The sequence below is a fragment of the Tetragenococcus muriaticus DSM 15685 genome (assembly GCF_000423785.1).
In the GTDB taxonomy this organism is placed as follows: Bacteria; Bacillota; Bacilli; order Lactobacillales; family Enterococcaceae; genus Tetragenococcus; species Tetragenococcus muriaticus.
In genome coordinates this window covers 42937-57445 of the sequence record NZ_KE384091.1, presented here as the reverse complement: position 1 = coordinate 57445, position 14509 = coordinate 42937, and the positions used below count along the sequence as shown (strand labels likewise).

General features: G+C 39.7%; 12 protein-coding genes and 1 riboswitch. Of the genes, 2 read left to right on the top strand and 10 right to left on the bottom strand.

Translation table 11 applies throughout. The features are described from left to right. Positions 1–570 (top strand): IS30 family transposase (locus G577_RS11565; RefSeq protein ID WP_028790160.1); only part of this gene is annotated, 570 nt, incomplete at its 5' end. Between the two features lie 11 nt (positions 571–581). Beyond that, positions 582–743: a hypothetical protein gene (locus G577_RS12390; protein ID WP_211219223.1), complete on the top strand. Its 162-nt coding sequence runs from the start codon at positions 582–584 to the stop codon at positions 741–743. On the opposite strand, the gene G577_RS11560 is transcribed toward G577_RS12390, so the two are convergent. From G577_RS11560 to G577_RS0110600, 10 genes are all read right to left on the bottom strand, one after another. Next, complete coding sequence (locus tag G577_RS11560; RefSeq protein ID WP_051176784.1) at positions 735–1301, bottom strand: polysaccharide pyruvyl transferase family protein; 567 nt, start codon at positions 1299–1301, stop codon at positions 735–737. The two genes, G577_RS12390 and G577_RS11560, sit on opposite strands and share 9 nt — an antisense overlap. Positions 1302–1467: 166 nt before the next feature. Beyond that, complete coding sequence (locus G577_RS0110640; RefSeq protein WP_028791144.1) at positions 1468–3192, bottom strand: ABC transporter permease/substrate binding protein; 1725 nt, start codon at positions 3190–3192, stop codon at positions 1468–1470. A 34-nt stretch (positions 3193–3226) separates the two neighbouring features. Continuing rightward, entirely contained in the window at positions 3227–4957 is a 1731-nt protein-coding gene (locus G577_RS0110635; RefSeq protein WP_038027794.1) for an ABC transporter permease/substrate binding protein, read from the bottom strand. Continuing rightward, positions 4950–6227, bottom strand: coding sequence for a quaternary amine ABC transporter ATP-binding protein (locus G577_RS0110630; protein WP_028791142.1), 1278 nt, complete (start codon positions 6225–6227; stop codon positions 4950–4952). Before G577_RS0110630 ends, G577_RS0110635 begins: the two co-directional genes overlap by 8 nt. A 111-nt stretch (positions 6228–6338) precedes the next feature. Continuing rightward, a complete protein-coding gene (locus G577_RS0110625; RefSeq protein WP_028791141.1) occupies positions 6339–8069 on the bottom strand; it encodes an ABC transporter permease/substrate binding protein in 1731 nt (576 codons plus the stop codon). Positions 8070–8169: 100 nt separating this feature from the next. Further along, a complete protein-coding gene (locus tag G577_RS0110620) occupies positions 8170–9900 on the bottom strand; it encodes an ABC transporter permease/substrate binding protein (RefSeq protein ID WP_028791140.1) in 1731 nt (576 codons plus the stop codon). Between the two features lie 594 nt (positions 9901–10494). After that, entirely contained in the window at positions 10495–11343 is an 849-nt protein-coding gene (locus tag G577_RS0110615) for an aldo/keto reductase (protein WP_028791139.1), read from the bottom strand. Positions 11344–11407: 64 nt separating this feature from the next. After that, the gene (locus G577_RS0110610; protein WP_028791138.1) at positions 11408–12256 is read right to left on the bottom strand and encodes an aldo/keto reductase; all 849 of its coding nucleotides are present in this window, start codon (positions 12254–12256) and stop codon (positions 11408–11410) included. A gap of 49 nt (positions 12257–12305) precedes the next feature. Further along, complete coding sequence (locus G577_RS0110605; RefSeq protein WP_028791137.1) at positions 12306–13481, bottom strand: glycoside hydrolase family 3 protein; 1176 nt, start codon at positions 13479–13481, stop codon at positions 12306–12308. A gap of 98 nt (positions 13482–13579) precedes the next feature. After that, positions 13580–14119, bottom strand: coding sequence for a folate family ECF transporter S component (locus tag G577_RS0110600; RefSeq protein ID WP_211219238.1), 540 nt, complete (start codon positions 14117–14119; stop codon positions 13580–13582). Between the two features lie 48 nt (positions 14120–14167). Continuing rightward, positions 14168–14265: riboswitch (THF riboswitch) on the bottom strand. Between the last annotated feature and the right edge of the window lie 244 nt (positions 14266–14509).

The window sequence follows — 14509 nt, the reverse complement described above, 5'->3', positions numbered from 1 at the left end:
TCCTCTCTGAAGAAACGCCCAAATAAACGTATTCTCGGGCAATCGATAGACAAACGGCCTAAAGAAATTGATAGCCGTGAAACTTTTGGTCACTGGGAAATCGACACAGTCGTTGGTAATAAGGAGAAGACCGATGCCGTACTACTAACATTAGTTGAACGACAAACCCGCTTTGAAGTTATTATGAAGGTAAACGGTAAAGATCAATATTCAGTGGACGAAGCCATTTATTCTCTTCAAGAACGCGCTGGAGATGACTTTTCTACTATGTTTAAGACGATTACTTCAGATAATGGATCTGAATTTGCAGGTCTACATGAAGCGTTAAAGGATACCCTGGATGTTTATTTTAGCCATCCTTATGCATCATTTGAGCGAGGAACGAGTGAGAATCAGCATAAATTCATTCGTCGCTTCATTCCGAAAGGAAAGTCGATGGGTCAAGTTTTAGAATCACAATGCTTACGTATACAACAATGGATGAACGATTATCCCAGAAAAATATTGGATTATAAAACACCTCATGAGTGTTTCGTCAATGCCTTACGATTAGAAAAGCAAGTGGCTTAACCCGTGAGGGCTTGACAACGAGCCTCCTTCGACATGATTTTAAAGCTGTAGAGCTGGCTGAAGCCAGCTTGTCAAAAGACTATCATGTCTCAGCTCATTATCAAGCCCTCACTACACAGATAGTAACCGTCAAATATCGCATGAAATTTAGTTTTACTAAGTGGCTAACTTAAACTTGAAATTTTGGTATAAATAACATCTACGTCAAAATTCTTTTTAAAATAATCTAATGATTGTGTTTCTCTAGCAACAAGGGTTAAATTAGGATTTTTATTGTAAGCTTCTTGGCTTTTTCTTAATTCTTCTTGTCCTTGTTTTGTATCTTCAAAGTTAACCGATTGTGGAAAGGAAATGGTTTTATTATTGACAAATGTAGAAAATACCTTACGGCGTGGTTCTTCATGGTCTAAATAGGTATTGCCAATGTTTCCTCCACCAGTATAGCCAATCATATCACTCTCGCGTAGCATCGGTACTAGTTCTTTAATTGCATCATCTGTTTGTGATTCTAAAATTTCGATATAAGTTATTTCAGGAAAAACTCTTTTGAAAAAAGCTTTTTCAGCATAAGCTACTGCTTGGTCGCCTAAATTGTTATAATCAGGGACACCAAACATATAAAAACGGCGTGGTTCTTCTGGTAATTGTTTAATCAATTCAGTTAAAGAAATTTGACCTAAGGTGTAAGCAAAGTCTAAGTTATCAATGTTTATCGCTCTTTTAATTGCCATTTAGATCTCTCCTCTCTTTATTTAACTACAATTAAACTATAACTTTTATAAAAACGTCTGTCCAACGAAAGCCATTATGATAAAGAAGACGAAAAAAAATAGAGCAGATCATCTGCTCTATTAAAAGTTATTTTTAAAAGGACTTATAAAAAACTGTAGTCTTTTTTTATTCTACCCAACTATCCACTTTGTCTCGGTTTTCATCAATCCAATCACTGGCTGCATCTTCTGGATCTTTTCCATCCTCGATGTCCAACATGATTGATTCCATATCATCGACATCCCATTTGAAGTTATCTAAAATTCGATAAGCTCCTGGCATATCGTCTTCAAAGCCGAGTCGGGTCATCGTATGGATACTTTCAGCTTCTCCCATAGTGCCTTTAGGATCATCTAAATATTTCAAATCATATCGTTGGAAGATCCAATAAGGATTCCAACCTTCAACGACAATCTCATCGTTATCATTAATGGCACGCTCCAATTGAGCATTCATCGCACCCGTGGATGAAATGATTTGTTCCCAATCAGATAAATTCGGATAAGCTTCCAGTGTTTCGTCGGTCGCTTGGACGATTCCGGCGCCCGGCTCGATTCCGGTAATTTCTCGATTCGCTTGATCATCTAAATCTTCAATGGAATCGACATCCATATATGATGGGACAACCAGTCCTAGCTTCGCTTGCTTATCAATGTGAGGTCCTAGATCGTCAACGTCATTTTTAAATTCCTCATATTGGGCTTGATGAGTAATCGGCAACCAAGCTCCCGTCATCGCGTCAGCTTGTCCATTTGCGACAGCTTCCCAAACAACCGGGATATCAAGGGAGGTCATGTTAACATTATAGCCTTGTTCTTCTAAGACTTGGGAAATCACATTAGTGGAAACCACTTGGTCGTCTTGTTGTGCATAAGCCAATGTAATTGTGCCTTGGTTCGATTGATTAATGGAAGAATAAACGCCGATTGTAGCAAAAAATACGACCACTACTGCAATAGCTCCTCCAACAATGGTTTTTTTCTTCTTGGATATTCTTGCTTGCGTTTGTTCAACGGGCCGATTCATGGCTTGGGTGAAGCGGTCCATGATAATAGCAAGAATAACAATACCTACGCCATAAACAAAACCATTACCAACATCTGAACGTTGCACCGCTGCTAGAACACCTTGTCCTAAACCAGGTGTACCGATCATTGAAGCAATCACGACCATGGATAAAGTCAACATAATCGTTTGGTTAATCCCAGCAAAGATATTTCCTTTAGCTAGAGGTAAATCTAGTTTGAATAATCTTTGCCAAGGCGTTCCACCAAAGGATTCGGAAGCTTCGACTAATTCAGTTGAAATTTGACGAATCCCGAAGTTGGTCATCCTGACAGTCGGCGGCAGTGAAAAGATGACTGAAGCAAATACTCCGGGAACCATCCCAACACCAAAGAAAGCCACAGCAGGTATCAAATAAACAAAACCTGGCATCGTCTGCATCACATCTAAAATGGGAGTAACAATACTTTGTGCTGTTTCACTTTTAGACATCAAAATCCCTAACGGAACACCAATCACAACAGCGATCAAGCTGGAGATAACTACCAGCGTAATTGTGTTCATCAAGTCTGCCCACATCTCTTGATTATAGATAAGTAGTAGACCTAACAAAGTAATAATTGGAATCCACCATTTTCGATGGAAAATAAAATACGCAGCAATAGCGATTAATACCATCAATAATAACGGTGGTACTGCTGATAAGGTATTCGTCATGAAATCCATGACCGCTTGACCTACTGTTTGTAGAAATGAAAAGAATCCTGACCAATGTTCAGTCAGCCAATCAACGCCAGTATCGATCCAATCAGCCAGCGGGATCGATTGTTGTAGAAAATCAAACATTAGCACTCACTTCTTTCTTATATTCCTTTATGGACTATTCGACCCAGCTATCTGCTTTGTCTTGATTATCCTTAATCCAATCTCTGGCTGCATCTTCTGGATCTCTACCGTCTTCCATATCTAGCATTACGCCTTCCACGTCTTTGACATCCCATTCGAAATTATCCAAAATTTGATAAGCTTCTGGCATGTCGTCTGCTAAGCCCTCACGTGCGAAAGTGTAGATACTTTCAGCATCCCCCATTGCACTTTTTGGATCATCCAATGTTTTTATATCAAAGCGTGAGAACATCCAGTGCGGGGTCCAACCAGTGATCACAATTTCGTCTTCTTGTGCAATCGCCCGTTCTAACTGAGTCGTCATCGCACCTGTAGATGATAATTCTTGCTGCCAGCCTTCTAAGTTAGGATATTCTTCTAAGGTATTTTCTGCAGCTTGCACGATCCCTGCACCTGGTTCAATCCCTGTAACAACTTGACCGGCTTGGTCATCCAAATCTTCAATCGAATCAACATCCATATACGATGGAACTACAAAGCTGTTTTGCGCTTGTTTATCCACATTTGGACCTAAATTATCCAAGTCATCTTTAAATTCTTCGTACTGCGCTTGGTGAGTAACTGGCAGCCAAGCGCCGACCATCGCATCGGCTTCGCCATTGGCTACGGATTCCCACATCACCGCATTATCCAGTGAAGATGTGGTCACATTGAAGCCTTGATCTTCTAGTACTTGTGCAATCACGTTCGTCGAAGCGATTTGGTCATCTTGTTCAGTGTAAGCCAGTGTGATATTTCCAGTATTTGAACTACCAGAAGAAAAAGCGCTGATCGCTCCCCAAACAATTACTACAGCTGCAACTGCTGTAGCTATCCAAATCTTGCCTTTTTTAGACTTTTTCTTTTCTGCCACTTGTTTCGGTTGACTCGTTTTATTTAACCGTTGGGTAAAACGGTCCATAACAATTGCTAGAACTACAATACTTACACCAAAAGTAAAACCATTCCCTACTTGTGAACGTTGTACCGCAGATAATACACCTTGGCCTAAGCCAGGAGCACCGATCATGGAAGCAATCACAACCATGGAAAGAGCTAACATGATCGTTTGGTTGATCCCGGCAAAAATGTTTCCTTTTGCCAGTGGCATTTCTAATTTAAATAATTTTTGCCAGCCGGTTCCACCAAAAGAATCGGAAGCTTCGACTAGTTCAGTAGGGACTTGCCTAATTCCAAGGTTTGTCATGCGAACAGTGGGTGGCAAGGAGAAAATGACGGAAGCAAATACACCGGGAACCATCCCGATACCAAAGAAAGCTACCGCTGGAATCAAATAAACAAAACCTGGCATCGTCTGCATAATGTCTAAAATCGGTTTAATAATACTTTGAGCAGTTTCACTTTTTGACATCAAAATGCCTAAAGGAACACCGATCACAACAGAAATCAAACTCGACATGATGACAAGAGTAATCGTATTTAATAAATCTCCCCACATGTCTTGGTTATAAATAAATAATAATCCCAAAAAGGTGAAAATAGGCATTCCCCATTTTCGATTAAAGGCAAAATACGCAGCAACAGCTAATAATACAATTAAAATCAATGGTGAAATCATCGATAACAGATTGGTCATACCATCCATTATCGTTTGTCCTACCGTTTGTAAAAATGAAAAGAATCCTGACAAGTTTTCAGTTAGCCAATCAACCGCCGCATCAGCCCAATCTGCCACAGGAATTTCTTGTTGTAGCAAATCAAGCATCCACATTCACCCCATTTTCGTCAGCTTCTTCTTGAGAGGAAGCCGTTTTTTCATTATTATTTGTCTCTTCGTTTTCTTCTTCCTTATCACTAGCCGTCATAGCACTAATCACGCTACCACGAACGACAACGCCTGCTACCCGATCATTTTCATCCACAACTGCAAGTGGTGCAGGTGAATTATAGATTAAATCAAAGATATCAGTGACTAAGGTATCTTTTTGAATTTTTCGCACGTTTTTATCTATTACTTCCTTGAGCGGCTTATCATTCTTGCGAGCATCTAAAGCTTCTTCAGCCGTCAAACTACCATCTAAGTGACGTTTACGATCCACGGCTAACAGCATGCTGACTTCTTCTTTACGCATCCGTTGCAATGCCACATTAGGACCGTCTTCTTCGGCATTAATGACAAGGGCAGGTTCCATAATATTTTCGGCCGTCAAAACTTTTGAACGGTCGATATCTTCTGTAAATTCGCGAACGAAATCGTTGGCTGGATGCGTCAAGATTTCTTCACCGGTACCAATTTGCATGATTTTCCCATCACGCATCAAAGCAATCCGGTCACCAATACGCAAAGCTTCATCCAAATCATGGGTAATGAAAATAATGGTTTTTTGGACTCTTTCTTGTAAATCCAATAAATCATCTTGCATATCGCGGCGAATCAACGGATCCAATGCGGAGAATGCTTCGTCCATCAGCAAGATTTCTGGATCATTAGCTAATGCTCGAGCCAAACCGACACGCTGTTGCATACCACCGGATAGTTGGCTAGGAAATTGGTCTTTCACTGATAGCAAGCCGGAGTTATCTAATGCTTCTTCGGCTTTTTTCTGTCGTTCTTCTTTTGCTACCCCACGGACTTCCAAGCCGTATTCGGTATTTTCTAAAACTGTCCGTTGTGGTAAAAGGCCGAAGTTTTGGAAAACCATGTTGACTTTCGTACGACGAACTTCACGTAAATCTTCTTTGGACATTTTTGCTACATCTTCATCATCAATATACACTTCACCTGAAGTTGGTTCGATTAAACGGTTGATCAATCGTACCAAAGTGGATTTCCCACTACCGGATAACCCCATGATAACAAAGACTTCTCCTTCTTCTACATCAAAACTAACATCATGAACCCCTACCGTTGCACCTGTTTCTTTTAGGATTTCTTGTTTGGATTTTCCTTCTTTGACCAAATCAAGTGCTTGTTGGGTTCTTCTACCAAATACTTTGGTCAAATGTTCTACTCGAACTTTACTCAAATTCATCATACTCCCTTTCTATTTTTAAAGAATTTTATTTCTATCATCATCGCATAATCTCAAGTTCATAATACCATACTTAAAAATCGAACCAAAAGATAACGATCATCGATTAAGGTTCTATTTGACCCATTCTTCGACCTTGTCGGGGTTTTCTTCAATCCAATTTTGGGCCGCTACTTCTGGGTCTGTCCCTTCTTCTATTTCAAGCATGACTGATTCGATATCTTCGACCTCCCACTGGAAGTTATCCAAAATTTGATAAGCTTCTGGCATGTCCTCTTCTAGGCCTAATCTTGCCATGGTCACAATGCTTTCAGCACCGCCCATGCCACCTTCTGGGTCTTCTAAAAATTTCACATCAAAACGTGAAAAAATCCAATGTGGACTCCAAGCTGATACCACAACTTCCTCTTCTTGACTAATGGCACGCTCCAATTGTGTCGTCATCGCTCCAGCAGAAGAAGTAGCTAGTTCCCAATCTTCTAAATTAGGATAAGCTTCTAAAGTCGCTTGAGCAGCTGCTGTATTTCCTGCACCAGGCTCAACACCAGTAATGGTCTGATCGGCTTCATCTGTTAAATCTTCAATCGAATCAACATCCATATAAGATGGTACGACAATGCCATTTTGGGCTTGTTCATCTAAGCTGGGGCCCAAATTGTCTAACTGGTCTCCTAGTTGAGCATAATTTGCTTCATGGGTTGTCGGTAACCATGCACCTAACATCGCATCGGCTTGACCGTTTGCCACCGCTTCAAAAGTGACCGGAATATCCAAAGCCGTCATGGTAACATTATACCCTTGTTCTTCTAGCACTTGTGCGATCACAGTTGTTGTTGCTACTTGGTCATCTTGTTCGGCATAAGCGAGTGTAAGGGCTCCTTTGTTAGCATCACTTTGTGACACCCCACCTATGATTGCAAGTACGATTACTGCTGCAGCAGTAAGGCCGCCAACCAATATTTTTCTTTTCTTAGGTATAGGTTCAATTTCACTTTGATCTTTCCCACGATTTTTATTTAAGCTTTGGGTAAAGCGATCCATCATAATCGCTAAAATAACTACGCCAACGCCATAAACAAAACCTGAGCCAATTTGCGAACGTTGCACAGCAGCTAATACGCCTTGGCCTAAACCAGGTGTTCCGATCATTGAAGCAATAACCACCATAGATAAAACCATCATGGTCGTTTGGTTAATACCAGCAAAAATATTTCCTTTGGCTAGCGGAAGTTCGACTTTAATCAATTTTTGGATCCCTGTACCCCCTAAGGAGTCTGAAGCTTCTTTGATTTCGGTATCCACTTGGCGAATACCCAAGTTAGTTAGTCGAACAGTCGGTGGTACCGCAAAAATAACGGAGGCAAAAGTCCCTGGTACCATCCCAATACCAAAGAAAGCAACGGCTGGAATCAAATACACAAAGCTAGGCATTGTCTGCATCACATCTAAAATGGGCTTAATCACCACTTGTGCTTTATCGCTTTTAGCCATTACTATCCCTACAGGAACACCTATGACAATCGCAATAAAGCTGGAAACAATGACTAACGTGAGTGTATACATTAAATCGTCCCACATATTTTGATTATAAATAAAGACGAAGCCAATCAAAATGAATACTGGCATTTGCCATTTCTTATTAAAGACAAAGTAAGCTGCAATAATAAGTAATAAGATCAATAGTATAGGAGGGATTGCCGCTAATGTGTTGGACATTACGTCCATCACGCTTTGGCCAATGACCTGCAACAAACTAAAAAGTCCGGATAAATTCTCAGTTAACCAGTCGACAATCGCATCAATTACCTGGGCAATTGGAATCTTTTGTTGTAAAAAATCAGCCATTTGCGATCACTTCTTTTATTCTGTTTTTATTCACCTTAAACACTCCTCATTTTTGTAAGACAAAAACTGCCAGAATTTTCATTCCAGCAGTTTCCACGACTTATTCAGTCCAGCTTTCAACTTTTTCTGGATTCTCTTCAATCCAGTTTTGAGCTGCCTCTTCAGGCTCGGCTCCATTTTCTATTTCAAACATTACAGACTGAATATCGTCAATTTCCCACTGAAAATTATCTAGTATTTGATAAGCTTCTGGTTCGTCTTCTTCTAAACCTTCTCGTGCCATGGTTTCAATATTTTCAGGTACTCCCATCGTCTCTTTAGGATCTTCTAGCATCGTTAGATCATAACGTGAAAAAATCCAATGCGGTGCAAAGATCGAAACCACGATTGGTTCTTCTTGTTTGATCGCCTGATCTAGTTCAGCAATCATGGCAGCTGTTGACGAATTGACTTGTTCCCAACCAGATAAATTCGGATAAGCATCAATGGTTTCATCCGTCGCATCTGACGTCCCTGTCCCCGGCTCAACGCCGACAATTTCTTGATCTGCTTGATCCGTTAGGTCTTCAATGCTTTCAACATCTTCCATATAAGCAGGAACAACTAACCCCGTTTGTGCGCTATTTTCTAAGTTTGCGCCTAATTTATCCATTTGATCGCCAAACATATCATATTGGGTTTTATTGGTTGCCGGCCACGCGCCAACCATTGCATCGGCTTCGCCATTTGCCACAGCTTCCCACATCACTGGAATATCCAAAGCGATGGTGTTCACTTCATAGCCTTCGTCTCTTAAAACTTGAGCGATGACGTTCGTCGAAGCCAGTTCGGTATCTAAATTAATATAAGATAGCGTGATCGAACCTCTTGCCGACCGATTTGAAGTCATTAACCCAAGAGTAGTAATCACTACCACAGCTGCAGCAATCGATAGTCTCATTATTTGTTTTTGGCGCTTCGGTGTTTTAACGTGTTCGTTTACTTTTTCTGCACTCGATTGGTTCATCCGTTGTGCCAGACGATCCATAATAATCGCTAGGATCACAATCCCCACGCCATATACAAATCCACTGCCGACCTCAGAGCGTTGCACCGCTGCTAAAACTCCCTGGCCAAGTCCTGGCGCACCAATCATTGAACTAATAACCACCATTGATAAACTCAACATAATGGTTTGATTGATACCGGCAAAAATACTGCCTTTAGCAAGTGGGATTTCCAATTTATAAAGTTTTTGCCAATTGGTTCCGCCAAATGAATCCGAGGCTTCTTTCAATTCGTTATCTACTTGTCGAATCCCTAGATTAGTTAAACGAACAGTAGGTGGTACTGCAAAAATAACGGAAGCAAAAACGCCGGGTACCATGCCAATACCAAAGAAAGCAACGGCGGGTATCAGATACACAAAGCCTGGCATAGTTTGCATCACATCTAAGATGGGTTTAATAATGGCTTCTGTTTTATTGCTTTTAGACATCAAGATTCCAATAGGAACCCCGACAGCTACAGAAATTAAGCTAGATAAAATCACTAACGTGAGTGTATACATCAAGTCTGACCACATATCTTGGTTGTAAATAAACAATAAGCCAACCAAGATAAACACTGGCATTTGCCATCGTTTTTTAAAAATAAAATAAGCTGCTACTGTTAACACTACCATCATTACGATGGGTGGCACTGCAGATAAGCCATTTGACATGATATCCATTAAAAATTGACCAATGGACTGAATGATTGAAAAGAAAACTGCAAGATTTTCAGTCAACCATTCAACAATATTATCTACCCAAGCAGCTATCGGAATCGGATTTTCTAAAAAATCAATAATGGCTGGACACCTCAGCGTGTGGTTCAGATTTCTTTGCTCTCATAATAAACTCTCCTTATTTTTTTGGATTTGGAATTAATACATGTTATTTAGAGTAACAAACATCCCGGTAACATGCAAATTCAGCCCTAAGATACAGTGATTTTTTCATAGCTTCAAGTGGTGTCATTAAAAGCCTCACAGTGATTTTAGATAAATATAAATTTGTATCATTTTTAACGGAATTGATAGTTAAACGACACTAAGCACAGTAAAATGACAAAACAATGTGGTTAATTCTAATTAAGCACGCTAGTTCATCAATCTAGTGGGGTTGTTCGCAAATAATCCCGGTAAAATACTAATGCTCTGTGCTTAATTTAAGAAAAAAGAAGAAAAAAGGAACTATTAGCCACTTTAAGCACAGTAAAATAGCAAAACAGTGAGGTTAATTCTAATTAAGCACATTAGTTTATCAATCTAGTGGGGTTGTTCACAAATAAGCTCATTAGAATCAAAAAGCTGTGGGGTTAAACACGCATAATAAGTATTCGCTGGCCAAATAAAAACACCTGCTCATCAACTAAGACAGGCAGGCGTTTGTGTTATTTTTTATTAAGTAAATTCTTCGTATTCGTTGGGATTTTGCCCTTCGATACGTCCTTGTTCGCCTCTGCCTAAGGCATCGATTTTTTCCAAGTCTTCTTGGGCCAATTCAAAATCTAGATAATGAAAATTATCCGATTGATGTTTTTGATCTGCGGATCTTACTACAGGAAAAACGCGGCTTTGATTGTTCCAGTTAAGAATAATTTGCGCAGGACTACGATCGTATTTTTCAGCAATTTCTTTAATCGTATTATTGGTTAACGTATCATTGATTTCACGACCAAAAGGACTCCAGGCTTCGGATAAAATCCCGCGTTTGTCATTTTCTTTGACTAATTCTTTGTTATTAAAGTAAGGGTGACGCTCAATTTGATTAGTTGCTGGTGTCACGCCTGTTGCTTCAATAATGTTATCTAAATGTTCTGGTAAAAAGTTGGAAACTCCGATTGTCTTAATGAGTCCATATTCTTGTGCGTCCACGAGGGCTTGCCAAGCTTCAACGTATAAACCTTCTTGAGGATTGGGCCAGTGGATAAGATATTTATCGAAATAATCTAACTTTGTTCGATAAAGGGTTTCTTGAATAAGGTCGATCGCTTTGTCATATCGTTGCGCTAAACCAGGGAGCTTGTCGCTTACATAGAGTTGTTCTCTAGGAATAGAAGAACGTCGAACAGCTTCGCCTACCATACCTTCATTATTATAGCCTGTGGCGGTATCAAGAACGCGATAACCCACATCAAGGGCGGAATGGACTTGGTGAATACCTTTGCCACCTTGAATATGGACCGTTCCTAATCCAACATGGGGTAAAGTTGTACCGTCGTTTAAATAAAATTTATCATACAATGTCATGATTATCCTCCTCATAAATCCAATGAAAAAAGCATGCCTATCAAACAGACATGCTTTTCATTTATTATACAAATTCTTCGTATTCGTTTGGATCTTGTCCTTCGACGCGGCCTTGTTCGCCTTTATCTAAGGAATCAATTTTATCCAAATCTTCTTGAGCTAGTTCAAAGTCCATATAATGGAAATTGTCCGATTGATGCTTAGGATTTGCTGAACGCACTACTGGGAATACGTGGTTTTGGTTATTCCAGTTAATAATAACTTGCGCAGGGCTATGGTCATATTTTTTAGCAATTTCTTTAATAGTATCATTTGTTAATACATCATTAATTTCACGGCCGAATGGACTCCAAGCTTCAGACAAAATACCACGTTTGTCATTTTCTTCTACTAAGTCTTTGTTATTAAAGTAAGGATGACGTTCAATTTGGTTCGTTGCTGGAGTCACGCCTGTTGCTTCAATAATGTTATCCAAATGTTCAGGTAAGAAGTTGGAAACGCCGATGGTTTTAATTAAGCCATATTTTTGTGCATCCACTAGAGCTTGCCAAGCTTCAACATACAAACCTTCTTTAGGATTAGGCCAATGAATCAAAAATTTATCAAAGTAATCTAAACCTGTGCGATAAAGCGATTCTTGGATAAGCGCAATGGCTTTATCATATTTGTGTGCTAATCCAGGGAGTTTTGCACTCACATAGAGTTGCTCTCTAGGAATAGATGAACGACGAACTACTTCGCCCACCATGCCTTCGTTATTATAATTGGTTGCTGTATCAAGAACACGATAACCAATATCAAGTGCAGCGAGGGTTTGATGAACGCCTTTTCCACCTTGAAGATCGATGGTTCCCAATCCGATATGTGGTAAAGGTGTTCCATCATTCAAAAGAAATTCGTTATATAATGTCATCTTATATCCTTCCCTTCTTCGTTCTGTTTCCAGAATAGAAGAAAAGTACTTATTTTTCAAACAAAATGCCTAATTCCTCTTTCCAATGAAGCACACGTTCGACAGAATCATCTAGGTCTTCTTCGGAAAAATCGCCATCTTCGACAGCTTGTACGACATAAGGAATTTGTGTTTGGTAACTCGAAGACATCACTAAGTCATTTCCTGCTTGTAAAGCCGCCAAACCAGCTTCATCTTGGGAAATAAAATCTGCCAAACCGGCCATGTCCATATCATCTGTCATAACAACACCGTCAAAATCTAGTTCATCGCGCAATATCTCATGTACAGCTGGTGAAATGGAAGCAGGCGCATCCGGGTCGATACTATTCACAATATTATGAGAAACTAACACGCTGTCAGCACCTGCTTTAATCCCAGCTTCAAAAGGCAAAAAGTCATTTTCGCGTAATTCATCTAATGAACGATCGTCTGTTACAATCTCTACGTGGGAATCGCGGTTATTGCCATACCCAGGAAAGTGTTTTAACGTTGAGCCACTTTGTGATTGATTCAATGTCTCAACAACGGTTTCCACATACTCGCTCGTACCTTCAGCGTCCATTCCAATCGTACGATCATAAATAAAAGACTCTTCATCTGTTGAAACATCTGCATCAGGAAATAGCCCGGTGTTAATTCCTAATTCATGCAATGTCTCTGCTTTTTGCTCGGTATCATCAATGATCGCCTGCCAACCATTTTCTTCATAAAGTTCTTGTGGTCCTTTAAATGGTTCATCCACTAACTCAGGATTATTGCTCACCCTTGTTACTGTGCCGCCTTCTTCATCCGAACCAATTAACAAAGGAATATCACTGGCCTCTTGAAAAGATTGAATTTTTTCTTGTAAACTTGCCCTTGTTTCATTTTCCATGTCTTCACCAAATAGCACGTAACCGCCTAAATGATAATCTTGAATGTCAGAAATTTGGTTTTCTTGAGGCGTACGTACAAAAAATAATTGCCCTGCTTTTTCTTCTACCGTCATATCTTCCATCATCGCTGCTATTTGATTCCTTTCTGAATCGGTGGTATTGCTTGTCTCTTCTTCAGAAGAAACGGTCGTTGTGGTACTGTTTGTCGGCGTACTGGAATTTTGTTGTCGTGTTATTAGCCAAAAACTTCCTATGCCAATGATAACTAAAATTACAACTAAACTAATGATGATCCCTTTTTTCTTCATAAATAAACTCCTAAGATTTTTTATGTTTATTTTAACGTATTTTTCTATAAAAAAACATCCTCACTAAGTGAAGATGTTTACTGGATGTTTTCTTGTTATTAACGAACGGTAGCTAAATAATTTTTCAATCGTTTCAATGGTAACGCCCGACCAACGACATAGTTTAAAATGGATTGGATCGGAAACATGATGAGCGCTTTTATTAGTCGCGGACCCCAAATGACTACACTTGTGAGAGGTTGATTATACATAATCGCTAACCATATCGGTGTCAAAATCAAGCTGATAATTATTGTCAGTGATAAAGAACAAAGAATGGCATTTTTCCAGCTGACTTCTTTTTTATAAAAGAAATACCCATAAATTAAGCCCCCGATAAAAGCATTTAGCGTAAATCCGGGAAAAAAAGCTGATCTGGCAAAAAGCATCATACCGATTGTATCTGCAGCTACAGCACCAACTCCAGTCCAGACAGGACCAAATAGTGCTCCCATAATAATCTTTGGAACAAAATCAAAAGAAATTTTGATAAATTGTGTTTCAAAACCAAAAATACGCGACAATACCACGGTAAGTGCAATTAATAACCCCAACATGGTAATCATGTGTGCGTTGATTTTTTTATTCATGACTAGCATCTCCTTTTTGCGACACGAAACTGCCGCCTAGAGCTGCTACATTTAAAATGCAGCGAATGCGAAAACAAAACCGCGGACAACTGTCCTTCGTCCAAAAGGCAACATCCCATCCTTTCAGCACTTGACGCTTTGCTTTCTACTCTGATTTATTAATGGAATATATCCACCACAAGCACTATAGCACAAGAGGTACGGAACTACAATGGATTTGTTTTTCCGATTTAAAGTTATTCTAGATATTCATTTTGCTTTACAGGACATAGGTCCGCCTGAGTTATGTCCTGAGTTCAGTTTCAGAACATAGATCCACTTGAGTTATGTCCTGAATTCAGTTTCAGGACATAGATCCGCCTGAGTTATGTCCTGAGTTCAGTTTCAGGACATAGATCC

What these genes read in the sequence shown, in the direction of transcription:
- G577_RS0110635 (WP_038027794.1), bottom strand. Translation starts at nt 4,957, where the DNA reads ATGCTTGATTTGCTACAACAAGAAATTCCTGTGGCAGATTGGGCTGAT.
- G577_RS0110630 (WP_028791142.1), bottom strand. Translation starts at nt 6,227, where the DNA reads ATGATGAATTTGAGTAAAGTTCGAGTAGAACATTTGACCAAAGTATTT.
- G577_RS0110615 (WP_028791139.1), bottom strand. Translation starts at nt 11,343, where the DNA reads ATGACATTGTATGATAAATTTTATTTAAACGACGGTACAACTTTACCC.
- G577_RS0110625 (WP_028791141.1), bottom strand. Translation starts at nt 8,069, where the DNA reads ATGGCTGATTTTTTACAACAAAAGATTCCAATTGCCCAGGTAATTGAT.
- G577_RS11560 (WP_051176784.1), bottom strand. Translation starts at nt 1,301, where the DNA reads ATGGCAATTAAAAGAGCGATAAACATTGATAACTTAGACTTTGCTTAC.
- G577_RS0110640 (WP_028791144.1), bottom strand. Translation starts at nt 3,192, where the DNA reads ATGTTTGATTTTCTACAACAATCGATCCCGCTGGCTGATTGGATCGAT.
- G577_RS0110610 (WP_028791138.1), bottom strand. Translation starts at nt 12,256, where the DNA reads ATGACATTATATAACGAATTTCTTTTGAATGATGGAACACCTTTACCA.
- G577_RS0110605 (WP_028791137.1), bottom strand. Translation starts at nt 13,481, where the DNA reads ATGAAGAAAAAAGGGATCATCATTAGTTTAGTTGTAATTTTAGTTATC.
- G577_RS0110600 (WP_211219238.1), bottom strand. Translation starts at nt 14,119, where the DNA reads ATGCTAGTCATGAATAAAAAAATCAACGCACACATGATTACCATGTTG.